The sequence below is a fragment of the Bacillus sp. BS3(2021) genome (genome assembly GCF_021043345.1).
GTDB lineage: Bacteria > Bacillota > Bacilli > Bacillales > Bacillaceae > Bacillus > Bacillus paralicheniformis.
On the sequence record NZ_JAJNDM010000002.1, the window covers coordinates 265552 to 281876 of the forward strand.

The window sequence follows — 16325 nt, forward strand, 5'->3', positions numbered from 1 at the left end:
ATGGCTCAACTCCTGTTTCGTATTTTGATCCGGATGCACTTTATCATATCCTATGAAACGCGTTTCAGATCAAACATCATCTAAAAACAGCTCCGCCAGAAGCTTTTCCCGGTGCTGAAGAAAATACTTGGTTAAGGTGTAATGATCCGTATCCTCATAGTTCACTTCAGTGATTTGTTCACCATCAAAACTGAAGATGTCGGCTTCCGGATACCCTAATAAAATGGGGGAGTGAGAGGCGATAATAAACTGAGCTTGGTTTGATTTCGTCAAATCATGAAGAATTTTCAAAAATGCCAGCTGTCTTGCCGGGGATAAAGCAGCTTCAGGCTCATCGAGAAGATAGATTCCCTTCTCTTTAAAACGATGTTTGAAAAGCGATAAAAAAGATTCACCGTGTGATTGCTCGTGAAGAGATCTGCCTCCGTAGCCTCGAAAACCGGTGATGTCTACTTCATCAATATGAGTGGCAAAATGATAAAAAGATTCGGCGCGCAGAAAAAAGCCGTTTGTTACTTTAGGAAGCCATGACAATCTGATATAGTCTCCCAAATCCGAACCGGAACCGTACACTTCATATGTATTATTTCTTCCCCCGCCAGCCGTGTTAAATTCGCATTTATCTGCGATTGCTTCAAGCAGCGTCGATTTGCCTGATCCGTTTTCCCCCACAAAAAATGTTACGTTTTTTTGAAACGTCAGTTCTTTTAAATGTTGAATAGCAGGAATTGAAAATGGATATTTTGCATAAGAAGGAACTTTTTCCCGAAGTAAAGTCAGCTTTTTTAAAAACATGCGAGCACCCCCTGCTTTGCTTTTACTCAACTGTATCACGTTTTCTTAGAGGATAACGAAAAAAGAGGTTTGCGCCTGAGCACAAACCTCTTGACTTAAATCGAAAATACTTCTTTTAAATGGGCGTCCAAATCAGCTAAATATTGATCTACTTGCGGATTGCTGATGACATCATGAACAGAGAATGTTTTTAAAGGCTTCATGCCGACGAATTCCTGCATTTTGTGCAAATGAAAGAGCGCTTCATCAAGGCTTTTACCTTCGAAGAATGTCCCCTCTTTGGAGAATACATCCTTGGGCGCGTTCCATGTGGTTGAAAACATATACTTTTTGTCTGTAAACAGCCCGCCTCTGCCGTAGTCTTCAGACCCTTGATAAAAAAGCCCGTACTCATAAATTTCATCAATATATTTTTTAAATAAAGCAGGAACACTGAACCAGTAAACAGGCGTCTGATAAATAACAGCATCAGCCCACTTGAATTTCTCGTGCTCCTCAGGGATTTGATATCCGTCTGCCACCACTGTTTTTTTCACTTCATATTTTTCACCCAGCTTGTCCGCCAACGCTGTAAAAATAGTGTGATTAAGCTGTCCTCTTGCATGGGGATAGGCTTCATGTCCGTTGATGATTAAAATATTTTTCATCTTTTCTTATCCTCCTTGTGTTTCAATTTACCAATATCTTTATGATTCCATCTTTCACCTTAAAAAGTAAAGCAGGTTGCACTATCAATTATTTTATTTTTTCCCAATACTAATTATCTTATTGCCTAATCCCTACTTCAGTGCTATGGTTTACTTGACTAAAGGAATAGGAGGATTTTTTAAGTGAATAAATTGCATACGTATAAGCGCATTACATTGTTGATAACGGTGTTAGCGCTCGCTCTTATAACAGCTGCATGCAGCACTACTCAAAATAAGGCTGAAAATCAAAAAACAGCCTGGGATGAGATAAAGGAAAAAGGGAAGATCGTTGTGGCGACTTCGGGAACCCTTTATCCTACTTCATATCATGACACTGATTCCGGCAAAGACAAGCTGACCGGCTACGAAGTGGAAGTCATCCGTGAAGCGGCTAAACGGCTCGACCTGGATGTCGAATTTAAAGAAATGGGCTTTGACGGCATGCTGACGGCGGTGGGGAGCGGACAAGTGGACGCTGCTGCCAACGATATTACAATGACCGACGACCGCAAAGAAAAGTTTTTGTTCTCTACGCCTTATAAATATTCATTCGGAACGGCTATCGTCCGCAAAAAAGATCTATCAGGCATCCACACGCTTGAAGATTTAAAGGGAAAGAAAGCCGCTGGCGCAGCTACGACAGTTTACATGGATATCGCGCGCCAATACGGAGCTGAGGAAGTCATTTACGACAACGCAACAAATGACCAATTTTTAAAGGATGTAGCGAATGGAAGAACCGATGTCATCTTAAACGACTACTACCTTCAAAAACTCGCGCTCGCCGCAATGCCTGATCTGGATTTGACTATTCATCCCGATCTTAAATACTATCCGCATCAGCAAGGCATGATCATGAAAAAAGGAAACGCAGAACTAAAAAAACAATTCGACAAAACGATTGACGAAATGCTGAAGGACGGCACAATCAAAAAGATTTCGAAAAAGTTTTTCGGCGGTGCCGATGTTTCGAAAAAGCAGGATATCGACTTTGTCGATGTCGATGTGAATAAATAGAGGGATGTCAATTGGGCTCTATTCAATGGGAGTATATTTTTAATGCAGAATTGGCTGCGAAATCGTTTCCTTATGTGATGCAAGGCATATGGAATACGCTTTTTATTTCATTTGCGAGCATGTTTGCCGGTTTAATTCTCGGTTTTTTCATCGCGCTTGGGCGCATGTCGGAGATCTCTTTGCTTCGTTGGCCGGCAAGAATCTATATTTCGTTTATGAGAGGCGTTCCGATCCTTGTCATTCTATTTATTCTTTATTTTGGTTTTCCTTATATCGGAATCCAATTTACGGCTTTGACTGCTGCCTTAATCGGCTTCAGCATGAACAGCGCCGCATACATTGCCGAGATTATCCGCTCGGCCCTGTCGTCCGTTGACAGAGGGCAGTGGGACGCTGCAAAATCGATCGGCTTTTCCTACTGGCAGACGATGTGCCACGTGATTGTCCCTCAATCGGTTAGAATTGCACTCCCGCCTCTTGCAAACGTAATGCTTGATCTCGTTAAAGCGTCTTCCCTCGCCGCCATGATCACCGTGCCTGAATTGTTTCAACAGGCAAAAATCGTAGGCGGACGGGAGTTCGACTATATGACGATGTATATTTTAGTTGCCTTGATTTACTGGGCCGTTTGCTCGGCGATCGCTTTGCTCCAGGATTTCCTGGAGAAGCGGACAGAGGTTTATATCAAAAAATAGCAAGAAGCTGCCGGGTGCTCCGGCGGCTTTCCATACTGTGAAACGGAGGCGGTATTATCCATATCCTCAGATCGACTTATTTTCACGCAGATCACCTTTATACGATCGACAGAAACAAATTAAGCTATCAAACCGATCCATCAGGCCATTTCCAAGCATCATACGTCTGCTGCAACCATACGAATGCCGAAGACCGCATCCATATATCCGTTTTCTTTGAAGGAAATGACCGGCCCTCGCAAACCTTTCCATCCATCGTTCCCGCTCATTCGTCCAAGGAAATCAAAATCAGGTTCCAGCATGTTCCTGCGGGCAGACACATCGTTTATATCATCACCCAGTCCTTCATGTTCGACCCAAAGGCTGAGCACGATTGCAAATGGAATCGGGATGCCGACGATGTAGCACCCTACTATTTTGAATTGATTTCACATGCCCCGCATTCTGACCGGCTCTCGACTCATCCTGCTTGCATTGAACCTGTTAACTGTCAAATGAACAGCGGCAGCCCATCTCAAACAAGATTGATTTACTTGTCTGACAAAGCAGGAAACCCGGTTGAAAAAAACGGCCGAGAAGATCTGTATATCTCTTTGGTCAACCAGGAAGCGCATCGTTTAAAGGGCTGTTTATATTGCTTTGAAAACGGGGAATATCAAAAGTTCATGGTCAGTCAATCTAAAGCTCAAGCATTCTCCTATGAACTCGCTCCTGAAACCGTCCAGACTTATCCGATAAACTTAAAAATACTCGGGAGCCATTATTTCCGATTTCTGTCGACATCCATCCCGCCCGAGGGGCCATACAGAGACGTTCCTTTTCCGGCGAGGATGATTTATTACTCCAAGCTTTATACGTGACAGTCTCATACAGGGGGGGTATGCCGCTCCCTGATCGTTTCAGCCGCTTGTGCGGCAGCACAAGCGGCTTCTTATTCCATTCCCCTTCACCCGAATATCGCATGGATGAGAGCCTTTTGCAGCATTAAACACCCGCCCCATCCGCATACTCCAAACACAACAGAAATGACAACCGGAAATGATGCTTTTAAACTCAAAACCACGATCAAAAGGAGAACCGCCGTGGCGGGAAACCCCCATAGCACGCCTTTCGCGAATTGGCTTAAATGCTTTAAAGATTCCCCTTGTACACTAAGCCAAAATAAACTCAGCAGACTGACAAGAGGCAATGCCGCAATCATTCCACCCATTTCAGGCGATTTTCGTGCAATTTCGGTTATAATGGCGATCAATATTGCAGAAACCCCGATTTTCACTATTAAAAACATGATTTTGCCTCCCGGCTCAACAAGGAAAATGCTGTTTTAATCATTTCGACTTCTTCTTCATTTAATTGCTCCAACACCTTTTGCAGTTTTTTCGGATGAAGTCTCGTATGCCGTTTCACTGCTTCTTCACCTTCAGGCGTTAACGTGACGTAGACTTTGCGTTCATCGCTGCTGTCCCGGTTTTTCTGTACAAGTCCTTTTTGTATCAGTCTTTTCACATGTTCTGATGCCGTATTATGAGAGACATCCAATAATTTTGCTAAATGACCAATGGTCACCAAGCGGTTTTTTTCGATATGCTGAAGCATTCGAACCGCGTGGTGAGACAAATGATCATCATGCTTTGTGTGCAGATGGTAGTAAATATCCGTCCAGTCCTGATTCATCATTTCTATGATTTTCTCCGTATTCACTTTCATCACCCTCTCTAATTATATCTTATAATACGATATATTCTTAAATCAAGACATAAAAAAACCCGGCTTCACCGGGTGTTCACTTTTATTCATTTCAGGTGCTTTCTCAAAAACGCCAGCTTTTCGGTTTGGAACGGCGGGATGTATTCGTGTCCAAAATAGCGGTACACTTTTATTTCTTTATCCGTTTTCAAGTGATTGTAAGCCGCAAAGACGGTGGATGGCGGTGTGATGGTGTCAACCAGTCCGATCGACATGAGAACGGGCGCTTTGACCGCTTGAGCAAGGTTCATGATATCAAAATAAGACAGGGTCCGCATGGCCGCCTGTTCAATATTCGGGCTGGTGTTTCTTCTGAAAAAGGAGTTGATTTCGAGATAAGGCTGGTCGATCGCTATATCGATCGCTCGTTGAAAATTGCTTAAATAAGGGTATTCGGACACGGCTGCTTTTGGAATATCGGACAGCGCCGAAACCGCGACAGCCAGCCCGCCTCCTTGGCTTGCCCCGATCACTCCGATCCGCTTTTCATCGACTTCAGCAAAACCGCTGACCACTTCGACTGCTCGTACGGCATCTAAATAGACCCCTCTGTAGTAATATGTTTTCGGATCGAGGATTCCTTTTGTCATCCAGCCGGGTACATGTCCGTGTTGAGAGGTCTCTGTATCTTCACTGCTGCTCTGCCCGCGGACCAGCATACCGAATGCCGCATAACCGTGAAGAGCCCAATTGACAATATCATGAATGTCTCCGTCATAGCTGGCGTTATAGCCGTGATATTTGACGATCGCAGGATGCGGCCCTTGGCGGTCGGGTACTGCATACCAGCCTTTGATTCGCGCTCCCCCGGTGCTTCTGTATGTAAGCCAGTAGACTTTTACCCCGTCAGCCGGATATTCATGCGGTTCAAGCTCAGGCTCCGCTTTTATATTTGACAATTCCTCCAATGAACCCTTCCAGAACTCTTCAAAATCAGCCGGTGCCGTCCGTTCCGGTTTATACTGGTAAAGCTGTTCTAGCGGCATATCATAAGGCTGCTGCATCTTGTCTTTCCCCTCTTCTTTTCATTTTTTGAATATTCTTATCATAACATTCCCCTTCAAGGCTGTGTATGGATTTTATATGTATTGATTCTGTCACTTCTGCTCCTCCCATTATCTGACCCCGCCGCACAAAACCGCTTTTTCAATTTATGTTATAATGCTAGATTGAAACTAAAAATATGCATTTGCGCGGAGGTTTTTTTGTGGCTTCACAATCCTTTCTGCAGCTGAACTCAATATTTATCAGTATATTAATAGAAGCGATTCCGTTCGTTTTGATCGGGGTTTTTATATCAGGTTTGATTCAAATGTTTGTGACGGAGGAGATGATGGCGAAAATCATCCCGCAAAACCGATTTCTCGCCGTTTTGTCAGGGACATTTGCCGGGGTATTGTTTCCGGCTTGCGAGTGCGGCATCGTTCCGATTGCCCGCAGGCTGCTTTTAAAGGGCGTACCGCTTCACGCAGCGGTCGCCTTCATGCTGACGGCCCCGATCATCAATCCGATTGTGTTATTCTCGACATTCATCGCTTTCGGGAACAAATGGGATGTTGTGTTCTATCGCGGCGGGTTGGCGATTGCGGTGTCTCTCATTGCCGGGCTGATCATCTCTTATCAATTTAAAGGGAATCAGCTGATCGAGAACGGGACACGCGGCCATCACCACCATGCCCATGTGAACCAGTCTTTCCTGCAAAAGCTCGGCGGGACGCTCCGCCATGCAGTTGACGAGTTTTTCTCAGTCGGAAAATATTTGATCATCGGCGCATTTGTCGCAGCGGCAATGCAGACGTATATTAAAACATCTACCCTTTTGGCGATCGGGCAGAATGATGTATCTTCCTCCCTTGTTATGATGGGGCTGTCATTTGTGCTGTCCCTTTGTTCAGAGGTCGACGCTTTTATTGCTTCTTCTTTCAGCAGCACGTTTTCACTCGGCTCACTTATCGCCTTTCTTGTATTCGGGGCGATGGTGGACATCAAAAATCTGCTGATGATGCTCGGCATCTTTAAAAAACGCTTTGTGTTTGTCTTAATCGCCTACATCGCCGTTATTGTCTTAGCCGGATCACTGTTGGTAAAGGGGTGAGAACATGTTTCGCACATTCATTTTAATGTTGTTTACGTTTTTCTTTTTTCATCTTCATGCATCCGGCAATCTGACAAAATATATTAATATGAAATATGCTTACCTTTCATACATCGCTATTTTTCTTCTGGCCATTTTGACAGCGGTGCAATTCTACATTTATATGAAAGGCTCAGACGAAAAAGGATGTGACCGCGACTGCGGATGCGGCCATGATCACGATCATGAAAAAGATAAGCCTTTTCAGAAAAGGATGTTCATTTATTTCGTGTTCATCTTCCCTTTATGCACCGGACTTTTTCTGCCGGCAGCGACGCTTGATTCCAATATCGTCAAGTCGAAGGGCTTCTCGTTCAAAGCGATCGAACAGCCGGAGCATTATGCCCAAACCCAGTACCTGCGCCCTGATACAAGCATCTACTACGGCGAGGAAGGGTACGATGAATTGATGAATAAAGCGCTGAAAAATTATAAAGGAAAACAGCATATTTCATTAAAAGACGATGATTTTTTGAAGGGCATGGAAACGATCTATCAATATCCGGGAGAATTCCTTGACCGAACGATCGAATTCGACGGTTTTGCCTTTAAAGGGGAAGCGATCAATGATAAACAGCTGTTTGTTCTCCGCTTCGGAATCATTCATTGCATCGCCGACTCGGGAGTCTACGGTATGCTGGTCGAATTCCCTGAACATACGAATATTAAAGACGATCAGTGGCTCCATGTAAAAGGAACGCTGTCTTCCGAATACTATCAGCCTTTCAAATCTACGATTCCTGTGATGAAGGTGAAGGATTGGTCTCCTATAAAAGAGCCGAAAGATCCTTACGTTTATCGGACATATTAAAAGCCGGCACTTCATGCACCGGCTTTTCTTTTTCTGTTTACGATTTGTAGCCTGCTTTCTTCATCAGCATTAAATCGATAAACAATTGACATCTAGTATTAAAATCATTGAGATCGATCGATGTCATTTCCAATATTTGTTTGATACGGTAGTTGAGCGTGTTTTGGTGGATAAACAGCTGTTCTGCGGATGGCTTGACCTTGCAGTTGTTGACGAGATAAATTTCAAGCGTTCTCAAAAATTCGGTGTGGCTTTCTTTATCTTTTTCTTTCAGCAGCTGAAGGTCCGGGTTTAAATATTGCAGATGATCGTTTTTTGCGGCGATTTGATCAAGATACCTGAAAAGCCCGAGCTTTTGGTATTCATAGGGAATGTGTTCCTGGCTTCCCGTGATTTCCGCTGCTTTCGTCACTTGGAGCGCCTCTCTGTAGCTTCTGCCAAGGGACAGCGGGCTGCTGTACTCATTGCCGACCCCGATTAAAATAAGAGGCAGCATTTGCGAGCGCAAATGGGTCAACAGACGGTTGATCAGTTCTGAGGCCGCAGCCAGCGCGGAACGCTTGCGCGACACACTGCCGACAATGATGGCGATATTCGAATGATCCTCCAATACGTGACTGATATTATCTTTCAGGTTTAAATAAGACCGAATCGTTTCCTTCAGATCCTCGAGCAGTTCATCCTCCCCGTCAACGACTTGAAGCACCATGACGGTAAACACGGCCGGCAGGACAACGCTCGCCTTATCGGCGGCGGCTTTCAGCTCTTTTTCCGTTTGAAACTGATCGTTAATTGCCTTTTTGTAAAGCTCTTCCGCCTGTTCTTCTTTTTCTTGTTTGAGGCGTTTTTTCTTATAAATGATCTTCCCGACATGAAAGGATGCTTTGTATAAGAAATCAAGCTCTTCATCAGACAGGTCGTCTTCAATCTCCTGCACCCAGATATAGCCCATAATTTCGTCTTTATACTTGGCGCTGACGACAACCCGCTGGTTTAACCCGATTTCTTCAATCTGTTTTACCCTAAAAGGAGTCGGAATCGTTTTCAATTGATCAATAATGCCTTCTTCGACGAACTTTTCAAAGATCGGCAGCGGACATTTTTTGGAGAAAATCGTTTGCTGGTTTGCTGCATCAAAATGGTTAATATAATAGGAGTTATAAGCTAATAAGAAAAAATCTGCGCTTTCCAGTATGACCGGCTTTTTCAGCTCGCCGCTGATAAAGTCAATGATCTCATTAATGTTTGAAAGAGAAACAACTTGTTCTAATAGCTCTTCCATATCCTTTCTCCTACTCGTTTTTAACTTAATCATACTTCTCCTTTACACTCTTGTATAGACTTATATGCGACTTTTAAAAAAATGGGATCAATCCCCTGTTAGAAGGCGGGAGAAGGCCTATAAAAAGAGAGACGGAGAATGGTTCCCCATCTCCATCATCGTTGCAGTGTTTGTTTGTATTGCTCGAATTCATCAAGCACCTGCTGCTCCGGTTTTGATGTCAATAGACTGACGACAAACACAAACAGCAAGCTGGCGGCAAAGCCCGGAATCATTTCATAAAGAACATCGGAAAGTCCGGCTTCCGCCCAAATGATAACGGTAACTGCTCCGGCAACCATTCCGGCAAGCGCCCCCCATTTTGTCATCCTCTTCCAAAACAAACTTAAGATGATCACTGGGCCGAACGACGCGCCGAAACCCGCCCAAGCATAGCTGACAAGACCGAGAATCGTATTGTTTTTTGTCCAGGCGAGACAGAGTCCGACAATGGAAACCGCCAAAACCGAAAGACGTCCGAAAAAGACGAGTTCTTTGTCAGATGCAGAGCGTTTAAATAGCGTTTTGTATAAATCTTCAGTTAGAGAACTTGATGTAACTAGCAGCTGGGAGGAAATTGTACTCATAACCGCTGCTAAAATCGCCGAGATTAAAAAGCCTGTGATCAGAGGGTGAAACAGAATGTTCCCCAATTGAATGAAGATCGTTTCCGGATCATCCAAGTGAAGCCCGTTCTTCGAGTAATACGCAATACCGAGCAATCCGGTCAGCAGTGCGCCCGCACTTGAAAAGATCATCCAACCCATGCCGATCCGGCGCGCTTTCTTCGTTTCCTTGACAGAGGATATCGCCATAAAGCGCACGATAATGTGAGGCTGTCCAAAGTAGCCGAGGCCCCATGCAAACAAGGAGATGATGCCGAGGACACTCGTTCCTTTAAAAATATTGAGGAGGTTAGGATCGATCGACTGGATTTCGCTGAAGGCTTCTATCGGTCCCCCCGTCTGAATGAACGTAACAACCGGAACAAGAACTAACGCGACAACCATAATGATACCCTGGACAAAGTCCGTCCAGCTGACGGCCAAAAACCCGCCGAAAAGCGTGTAGGCCACGACGACACCCGAAATGATCCACAGCCCTGTATGATATTCCAAATGAAACATGCTGTTAAATAAAACGCCGCCGGAAACCATTCCTGATGATACATAAAACGTAAAAAAGGTAATAATAACGACTCCGGAAAATATCCGCAGGATCTTTGATTTGTCATGAAAGCGGTTTTCTAAAAATGCAGGGATGGTAATCGAATTGCCTGCTACCTCGGTGTATGACCTTAAGCGCGGCGCCACAAAAATCCAGTTTGCCCATGCGCCGAGCACTAGGCCGATGACAATCCATGAACCGCTCAGGCCTGTTGCAAACATGGCGCCCGGCAGCCCCATCAAAAGCCAGCCGCTCATGTCTGATGCGCCGGCGCTGAGCGCCGTGACAGCAGGCCCGAGCGTCCGTCCGCCAAGCATATAGTCTGAGAGATTTGCTGTCCGTTTGTAAGCGTAATACCCAATATAAAGCATCCCTACCATGTAAATTACGATGGAAATGATCAATTGTGCGTTCTGAATAAGAATCTCCCCCCAAGATGCCGTTTATCTAAATTTTTAGACTAATTTCTCTTTTTTTGAAGGCAGCCTATGAAAGGCTGCCTTCGTCCCCTGTTTAATCCCTTTTCTTACACCTTAAAACGTTTCACTGATCGTTTTCGCCTGCATATGAAGCGCAAGATAATCAGGTCCGCCCGCTTTAGAATCGGTTCCCGACATTTTGAAACCGCCAAACGGATGGTAGCCGACGATCGCCCCTGTACAGTTGCGGTTGAAATACAGATTTCCGACATGGAATTCTTGTTTTGCTCTGTTGATATGGTCGCGGTTTTTAGTAATGACCGCGCCTGTCAGGCCGTATTCGGTGTTGTTGGCAACTTCCAGCGCCTCATCAAAGCTGCTGACTTTTGAGAAAGCAACAACAGGTCCGAAAATTTCTTCCTGCATTAACCGGGCTTTCGGATCCAGATCGGCAAAGATCGTCGGATCGATGAAGTAGCCTTTTGAATCATCGCCTTTTCCTCCGCTGACTAAACGGCCTTCTTCTTTTCCGATTTCGATATAGTCCATGATTTTATTATACGATGCCTGGTCGATGACAGGTCCCATATAAACGTCCGCACTGTCAGGCTCTCCGACTTTCTTGGACTCCGTAATCTCGATTACACGCTTCAATACTTCGTCATATACCTTTTCATGCACGACAGCCCGTGAACCTGCTGAACATTTTTGGCCTGCAAAGCCGAAGGCAGATGTGAAAATTGATTGTGCAGCCAATTCAATGTCACAATCCTCATCAACGACGACCGTATCTTTTCCGCCCATTTCAGCAATCACTTGTTTTAAGTGTGTCTGACCAGGCTGAACCTTCGCTGCACGCTCAAAAATGCGCGTTCCGACTTCCCTTGAACCTGTAAACGTAATGATGCTTGTTTTCGGATGATCCACCAGGTAATCCCCGACTTCAGCTCCGCTTCCAGGGACGAAGTTGACTACTCCTTTTGGAAGTCCGCTTTCTTCAAGCACTTCAACGAACTTGGCAGCAATAACAGGCGCTGCGCTTGCGGGCTTCAGAACAACCGTGTTTCCTGTCACGATCGGCGCAACCGTCGTTCCAGCCATGATCGCGAACAGGAAGTTCCAAGGCGGAATAACAACCGTTACACCAGTCGGTGTGTACACATATTGATTTCGTTCGCCTTCACGGCTGTTAACCGGCTTTCCTTTCGCAAGCTCAATCATTTGCCGCGCATAGTATTCCATAAAATCGATCGCTTCTGCCGTATCCGCATCCGCTTCATTCCAAGGTTTACCTGCTTCTTTGACTAGAAGCGCAGAAAACTCATGCTTTTTGCGGCGCACATTGGCAGCCGCGCGGAATAAAACAGCCGCTCTTTCTTCAGGATCTGTGTATCTCCAAGTTTCAAACGCTTTCGCAGCCGCCTGAATGGCCTTTTCCGCATGATCCTGAGTAGCCTTGGATACCGTGCCTACAACTTCTTCTTTGTTTGCAGGATTGATCGATACGATCTTGTCTTCCGTTTCATACCTTTCTCCATCGATAACAAGAGGATAGGACTGACCCAGCCATTCGTTATTTACCGTTTCCAGAGCTTTTTCGAATGCCTTCCGGTTTTCTTCGATCCCGAAATTTGTAAATGGTTCGTGTTTGTAAGGTGTTGTCATGCTAATCTCCCCTTTTTATCGTTTTATTTCTTCGTCATGCCTTTAAACGCAAAAGCGATGTTGGCAGGCCGTTCGGCAAGCCGTCTCATAAAGTATCCGTACCAGTCGTCTCCGTAAGGAAGATACACACGCATATTGTAGCCTTCCTTCACCAGTTCCAGCTGAGTTTTGCTGCGCATCCCGTACAGCATTTGAAATTCGAAGCGGTCTTTGCCGATTTGATGCTCTTTCGCAATTTCTTTGGTGTAATCAATCATCTTGTCGTCATGAGTTGCGATGGCTGTGTAATGGCCGCTCAGCAGCTGCTTTTTAATGAGCTTTTTGTAATTCTCATCCACATCTTTTTTGTCAGGAAACGCCACTTGTGGCGATTCTTTATAAGCTCCCTTCACAAGACGGAAAAACGGATTATACGGATTAAGCTCCTCCAAATCCTGTTCGGTCCGGTACAAGTAAGCTTGCAGGACCGTGCTGACATACTCGTATTTCTGCCTGAACTCCTTAAAGAGGTCAAGCGTCTTTTGGCAGCGCACTTCATCTTCCATATCGATTGTGACCATCACTTTGTGCTGTTCGGCACATTCCAGAATGCTGGTCATATTATCCCTGACAAGGTCAAGGTCAATATCGAGCCCCAGTGACGTCATCTTTAATGAAACATGTGAATTAAGCTGTTCCTGAGCAATCAGCTGAATGGCCCGAATGCATTCCTGCGTGCGTTCCCTTGCGACTTCCCTGCTGTCTACAAATTCGCCCAAATGATCAACTGTGACAGTCAATCCTTGTTCGTTCAGCCCCTTAATAATCGGAATTGAAGCTTCAAAATCTTTTCCTCCGATAATTTTTCCGGTCGCGACGGAACTCCCCCAATTTCTCGCCAGGCGATTCAGGATGCTGCTTTTAGATAAGAATAGGAAAAAGTCTCTTGTTATCACTTCCATTATCACACCCCGCCATCTCATGAAATATTTCTTTATATTCTTAATTTTATAAGAGCAAAGGGTCGATTCACAATATTTCGAAAAAACAAAAAAGCTGACGATTTTTGTGGTTTTTCCACAATGTTTTACATCTGCTGGGATTTTTTCAGAAACTTTCTTCCTAAAACTTGGATGGTATACGACAATAGAATCAGGAAGAAACTTCGGTAAAGAACAGGATGCGTTTTCGGCGAACCCGTTTTTGCGAATGCCCTTTCTGCCGTTCCGCGCCGCTTTATTTGAAAACGCTTTCTGTTATACTCAACCATTTCCCTATGAATGCAAAGAAAAAACCCTTTAAGAATACTTAAAGGGAATACTATGTTATGCCCACACCTCGTCTAGCGTTTCTCTAAACAGCCGGTCAAGCTCCTGCGTCAGATCTTCATGATCTGTTTTATATGCTTTGGCAACCGTCTGAAGCCGCTCCAATTCACGATCAATAAATGCGTGGAGGATAGGGTTTTGAGGTTCAAGATTGAACTCCTCCCCTTTCTTTTTCCTCTCAAGCAGCTGTTGGATTTCCGTTTTCAGCGGTCCATCTTCCGTAAGTTCGTTAAGCAAAACCTGAAATTCAATCGGAGGAACCGTCCGGCGGCTTTCAATCCACTGACAAGCCAGAATTGGGCGGAGCACATAAAAATATTTTTTGATTTTCACTTCTTCCCGCTGCAGATAGTGGCGAAAATTCCCTGATGCCATATTGAGATAATGGTACATGCAGGAGACTGGAGAAAAGGCGCGGCTTTTCAGCTGCCTCATGTTTTCCGCCAGCGAATAGGCTTCATAATAAACCGTTCCCGAGGAAAGCCATTCGAGAAGCGGAGGGTTTGATTTCCTAAACAATCTTAACGCTTTTGTCAGCTCCCAACCGCTGATATCGAGAGAATCGTCAATCGGCAGTTCAATCACATCGCGCTTTGCATCAATTGACAGATACCAATCTTTTTGATGGACATAAATAAATCTGACATCGTAATCACTGTCCTGTGAGGGAAAGCCCCAGGCTCTGCTGCCCGATTCAACCGCATAGAGGATTTTAACACCGTATGTCGCTTCAATGTTTTTCAGTTCTTCTTGAATTCGCTGTTTCATAATAAGTGCACCGCCAGTTTATCGTTTCTATTATTTACATTATAGTGTCCGCTCAGGCAATAAGCGACTTTTTTGCGGTCGCAGAGCCAGAAAAGATCTTATCCAGAGAAGTGGCTGCCGTGTATCTTTGGCCTGCCCGTTTTTATGGCGGCGGGACGCCAAACGGTCAAACAAGACCGAAAGAGCCAATGATCAGACAAATCATTGGCTCAATATATTGACACAGCGATAGAAACAGCTTAATTAAACGTTTGTTTAAGATCAGCTAAGCCCCAGCATCTCCACAATGTAGTCGGCCGTTTCCTCGGCAGACCGGTGATCTGTTTCGACTTTCAAGTTGTGGAATGCATACATGCTCTTTCTCTCATTAAACAGCTGTTTCATTTCTTCGATTGAGCGGTTATGAAGAACCGGCCTGTTCTCAATCAAGAGATCCATCCGCTGCTTCCAACTCTCCCATGTTAAATCAAGAAAGATGACAAAGCAGTGTTCGAGACACTTCTTTCTGATGTCCTCCTGTTGGAAAGCGCCTCCCCCTAAAGATACGATGCTGCCCATTGTATGTTCGCACATCTGAAAAATATATTCTTTTTCAGTCTGTCTGAAAAACGCTTCCCCTTTTTGTTTAAACATCTCCGGAATAGTCATTTGAAAGTCATTTTCAATCTGCTGGTCGATATCGATAAAGTCGCGGTCTAATTTCTTTGACAGAAGCTGACCAATGGTTGTTTTCCCGACGCCCATAAACCCGATCAGCACGATATTCTTATCTCTCATTGCGGCATTCATTTCCAGCTTCTACTCCTCCTTGCATAAAGGAATCAAATATCTTAATTATATGGCAAATCCAGCTTGAATGATATAGGGTGCCTGTTAATAAAAAAAGAGGCTGAAGTCAGCCTCTTTTTTGCTATTTCCACCAGTCGTCAAACATTGAAGCAGGGACTTGGCGTTTGTGCTCGGATGCCTTATAGCGTTTTTCGATCGCCTCGGCCACCTCGCTGGAGACGGCTTTTCCTTCAAGGTAGTCGTCGATGTTATCATACGTCAGGCCGAGCTCTGTTTCATCGGATTGCTGAGGTTTTTCATCAAGCAAATCGGCGGTCGGAGACTTCGTATAAAGCCGCTCCGGCGCTCCCAGTTCTTCCAGCAGGCTTCTGCCCTGGCGCTTTGTCAATCCTGTTAGCGGCAAAAGGTCTGCCCCTCCGTCTCCGTATTTTGTGAAGAATCCGGTAACAGCTTCTGCAGCATGGTCTGTTCCGATCACCAGCAGCTGATTTTGACCCCCGATCGCATATTGGGCAATCATCCGGACTCTTGCTTTTACATTGCCTTTGTGAAAATCGGCAAGCGCCTCTCCCGTGACTGACTGATATTGATCAGCAAATGAGCCTACAGTTGAAGCAATGTCAAAAGCAAAAGACTTGTCAGGCTGGATAAATTTGAGTGCCAGCTGGGCGTCATCTTCATCCTGCTGAACGCCGTAAGGCAAGCGGACCGCAATAAATTCCGCCTGAACGCCTTCTTCTCTCAATTCTTCAACAGCCAGCTGGGCAAGCCTGCCCGCCAATGTGGAGTCCTGTCCTCCGCTGATGCCTAAAACAAAACCTTTGGCACCCGTTTTTTTCAAATAGCTTTTTAAAAAACTGACCCTTTTTTCAATTTCCTGTTTCGGTTCGATAGAAGGCTTTACATTCAGTTCCTGCATGATTTTTTCTTGTAAAGTCATCCGTCATTCCTCCTTTTGACTGAATGAACCGTAATGATTATGTCTTTAACTATAGCATATGT

Annotated in this window: 18 protein-coding genes; 5 read left to right on the forward strand and 13 right to left on the reverse strand. The window is 44.9% G+C overall.

Features of this window, described 5'->3' with window-relative positions; translation table 11 throughout:
- Positions 1 to 69 precede the first annotated feature (69 nt).
- Together LQ247_RS06535 and LQ247_RS06540 are read right to left on the reverse strand one after the other, a co-directional pair.
- On the reverse strand, positions 70 to 795 hold the full coding sequence (locus LQ247_RS06535; protein ID WP_020450093.1) for an AAA family ATPase: 726 nt from the start codon (positions 793 to 795) through the stop codon (positions 70 to 72).
- A gap of 95 nt (positions 796 to 890) precedes the next feature.
- Positions 891 to 1442: an NAD(P)H-dependent oxidoreductase gene (locus LQ247_RS06540; protein WP_035337275.1), complete on the reverse strand. Its 552-nt coding sequence runs from the start codon at positions 1440 to 1442 to the stop codon at positions 891 to 893.
- Positions 1443 to 1625: 183 nt separating this feature from the next.
- Between LQ247_RS06540 and LQ247_RS06545 the strand changes: the two genes are divergently transcribed.
- Both LQ247_RS06545 and LQ247_RS06550 read left to right on the forward strand, forming a co-directional pair.
- The gene (locus LQ247_RS06545; RefSeq protein WP_026580508.1) at positions 1626 to 2501 is read left to right on the forward strand and encodes a transporter substrate-binding domain-containing protein; all 876 of its coding nucleotides are present in this window, start codon (positions 1626 to 1628) and stop codon (positions 2499 to 2501) included.
- Between the two features lie 11 nt (positions 2502 to 2512).
- On the forward strand, positions 2513 to 3196 hold the full coding sequence (locus LQ247_RS06550) for an amino acid ABC transporter permease (protein ID WP_020450090.1): 684 nt from the start codon (positions 2513 to 2515) through the stop codon (positions 3194 to 3196).
- 158 nt (positions 3197 to 3354) lie between these two features.
- Here the strand turns inward: LQ247_RS06550 and LQ247_RS06555 are convergent, their stop codons facing one another.
- The gene (locus LQ247_RS06555; protein WP_167511151.1) at positions 3355 to 3498 is read right to left on the reverse strand and encodes a hypothetical protein; all 144 of its coding nucleotides are present in this window, start codon (positions 3496 to 3498) and stop codon (positions 3355 to 3357) included.
- 231 nt (positions 3499 to 3729) lie between these two features.
- Here LQ247_RS06555 and LQ247_RS06560 point away from each other — a divergent pair, with 231 nt between their 5' ends.
- On the forward strand, positions 3730 to 4056 hold the full coding sequence (locus LQ247_RS06560) for a hypothetical protein (protein ID WP_223254833.1): 327 nt from the start codon (positions 3730 to 3732) through the stop codon (positions 4054 to 4056).
- An 86-nt stretch (positions 4057 to 4142) separates the two neighbouring features.
- Here LQ247_RS06560 and LQ247_RS06565 read toward each other — a convergent pair whose 3' ends face one another.
- From LQ247_RS06565 to LQ247_RS06575, 3 genes are all read right to left on the reverse strand, one after another.
- Positions 4143 to 4484, reverse strand: coding sequence for a DUF3147 family protein (locus LQ247_RS06565; protein WP_020450088.1), 342 nt, complete (start codon positions 4482 to 4484; stop codon positions 4143 to 4145).
- Entirely contained in the window at positions 4475 to 4903 is a 429-nt protein-coding gene (locus LQ247_RS06570) for a MarR family winged helix-turn-helix transcriptional regulator (RefSeq protein WP_043054046.1), read from the reverse strand. The genes LQ247_RS06565 and LQ247_RS06570 overlap by 10 nt, the downstream gene beginning before the upstream one ends.
- 86 nt (positions 4904 to 4989) lie before the next feature.
- Positions 4990 to 5946 carry an acetylxylan esterase gene (locus tag LQ247_RS06575; RefSeq protein WP_035337279.1) on the reverse strand — a complete coding sequence of 319 codons (957 nt, stop codon included), beginning with the start codon at positions 5944 to 5946 and terminating at the stop codon, positions 4990 to 4992.
- A 179-nt stretch (positions 5947 to 6125) separates the two neighbouring features.
- Here LQ247_RS06575 and LQ247_RS06580 point away from each other — a divergent pair, with 179 nt between their 5' ends.
- Together LQ247_RS06580 and LQ247_RS06585 are read left to right on the forward strand one after the other, a co-directional pair.
- Positions 6126 to 7037, forward strand: a complete 912-nt coding sequence (locus LQ247_RS06580; protein WP_050820827.1) for a permease — start codon at positions 6126 to 6128, stop codon at positions 7035 to 7037.
- A gap of 4 nt (positions 7038 to 7041) precedes the next feature.
- Positions 7042 to 7887 (forward strand): TIGR03943 family putative permease subunit, encoded by an 846-nt coding sequence (locus LQ247_RS06585; RefSeq protein WP_231005766.1) that lies wholly within the window; start codon positions 7042 to 7044, stop codon positions 7885 to 7887.
- A 37-nt stretch (positions 7888 to 7924) separates the two neighbouring features.
- On the opposite strand, the gene LQ247_RS06590 is transcribed toward LQ247_RS06585, so the two are convergent.
- The 7 genes from LQ247_RS06590 to nadE form a co-directional block, all read right to left on the reverse strand.
- Positions 7925 to 9169 carry a PucR family transcriptional regulator gene (locus tag LQ247_RS06590; protein WP_043054043.1) on the reverse strand — a complete coding sequence of 415 codons (1245 nt, stop codon included), beginning with the start codon at positions 9167 to 9169 and terminating at the stop codon, positions 7925 to 7927.
- Positions 9170 to 9324: 155 nt separating this feature from the next.
- Entirely contained in the window at positions 9325 to 10779 is a 1455-nt protein-coding gene (gene putP, locus LQ247_RS06595) for a sodium/proline symporter PutP (protein WP_025810791.1), read from the reverse strand.
- Positions 10780 to 10908: 129 nt separating this feature from the next.
- On the reverse strand, positions 10909 to 12459 hold the full coding sequence (gene pruA / locus LQ247_RS06600) for an L-glutamate gamma-semialdehyde dehydrogenase (RefSeq protein ID WP_023855681.1): 1551 nt from the start codon (positions 12457 to 12459) through the stop codon (positions 10909 to 10911).
- Between the two features lie 23 nt (positions 12460 to 12482).
- Positions 12483 to 13394, reverse strand: coding sequence for a proline dehydrogenase family protein (locus tag LQ247_RS06605; RefSeq protein WP_173401204.1), 912 nt, complete (start codon positions 13392 to 13394; stop codon positions 12483 to 12485).
- Positions 13395 to 13763: 369 nt separating this feature from the next.
- On the reverse strand, positions 13764 to 14534 hold the full coding sequence (locus LQ247_RS06610) for a nucleotidyltransferase domain-containing protein (protein WP_020450079.1): 771 nt from the start codon (positions 14532 to 14534) through the stop codon (positions 13764 to 13766).
- A 261-nt stretch (positions 14535 to 14795) separates the two neighbouring features.
- The gene (locus LQ247_RS06615; protein ID WP_020450078.1) at positions 14796 to 15323 is read right to left on the reverse strand and encodes a shikimate kinase; all 528 of its coding nucleotides are present in this window, start codon (positions 15321 to 15323) and stop codon (positions 14796 to 14798) included.
- A gap of 121 nt (positions 15324 to 15444) precedes the next feature.
- Complete coding sequence (nadE, locus tag LQ247_RS06620; RefSeq protein WP_026580498.1) at positions 15445 to 16263, reverse strand: ammonia-dependent NAD(+) synthetase; 819 nt, start codon at positions 16261 to 16263, stop codon at positions 15445 to 15447.
- Positions 16264 to 16325: the final 62 nt, after the last annotated feature.

What these genes read in the sequence shown, in the direction of transcription:
- LQ247_RS06535 (WP_020450093.1), bottom strand. Translation starts at nt 795, where the DNA reads ATGTTTTTAAAAAAGCTGACTTTACTTCGGGAAAAAGTTCCTTCTTAT.
- LQ247_RS06540 (WP_035337275.1), bottom strand. Translation starts at nt 1,442, where the DNA reads ATGAAAAATATTTTAATCATCAACGGACATGAAGCCTATCCCCATGCA.
- LQ247_RS06555 (WP_167511151.1), bottom strand. Translation starts at nt 3,498, where the DNA reads ATGCTGGAACCTGATTTTGATTTCCTTGGACGAATGAGCGGGAACGAT.
- LQ247_RS06565 (WP_020450088.1), bottom strand. Translation starts at nt 4,484, where the DNA reads ATGTTTTTAATAGTGAAAATCGGGGTTTCTGCAATATTGATCGCCATT.
- LQ247_RS06570 (WP_043054046.1), bottom strand. Translation starts at nt 4,903, where the DNA reads ATGAAAGTGAATACGGAGAAAATCATAGAAATGATGAATCAGGACTGG.
- LQ247_RS06575 (WP_035337279.1), bottom strand. Translation starts at nt 5,946, where the DNA reads ATGCAGCAGCCTTATGATATGCCGCTAGAACAGCTTTACCAGTATAAA.
- LQ247_RS06580 (WP_050820827.1), top strand. Translation starts at nt 6,126, where the DNA reads ATGCATTTGCGCGGAGGTTTTTTTGTGGCTTCACAATCCTTTCTGCAG.
- LQ247_RS06585 (WP_231005766.1), top strand. Translation starts at nt 7,042, where the DNA reads ATGTTTCGCACATTCATTTTAATGTTGTTTACGTTTTTCTTTTTTCAT.
- LQ247_RS06590 (WP_043054043.1), bottom strand. Translation starts at nt 9,169, where the DNA reads ATGGAAGAGCTATTAGAACAAGTTGTTTCTCTTTCAAACATTAATGAG.
- pruA (WP_023855681.1), bottom strand. Translation starts at nt 12,459, where the DNA reads ATGACAACACCTTACAAACACGAACCATTTACAAATTTCGGGATCGAA.
- LQ247_RS06610 (WP_020450079.1), bottom strand. Translation starts at nt 14,534, where the DNA reads ATGAAACAGCGAATTCAAGAAGAACTGAAAAACATTGAAGCGACATAC.
- LQ247_RS06615 (WP_020450078.1), bottom strand. Translation starts at nt 15,323, where the DNA reads ATGAATGCCGCAATGAGAGATAAGAATATCGTGCTGATCGGGTTTATG.
- nadE (WP_026580498.1), bottom strand. Translation starts at nt 16,263, where the DNA reads ATGACTTTACAAGAAAAAATCATGCAGGAACTGAATGTAAAGCCTTCT.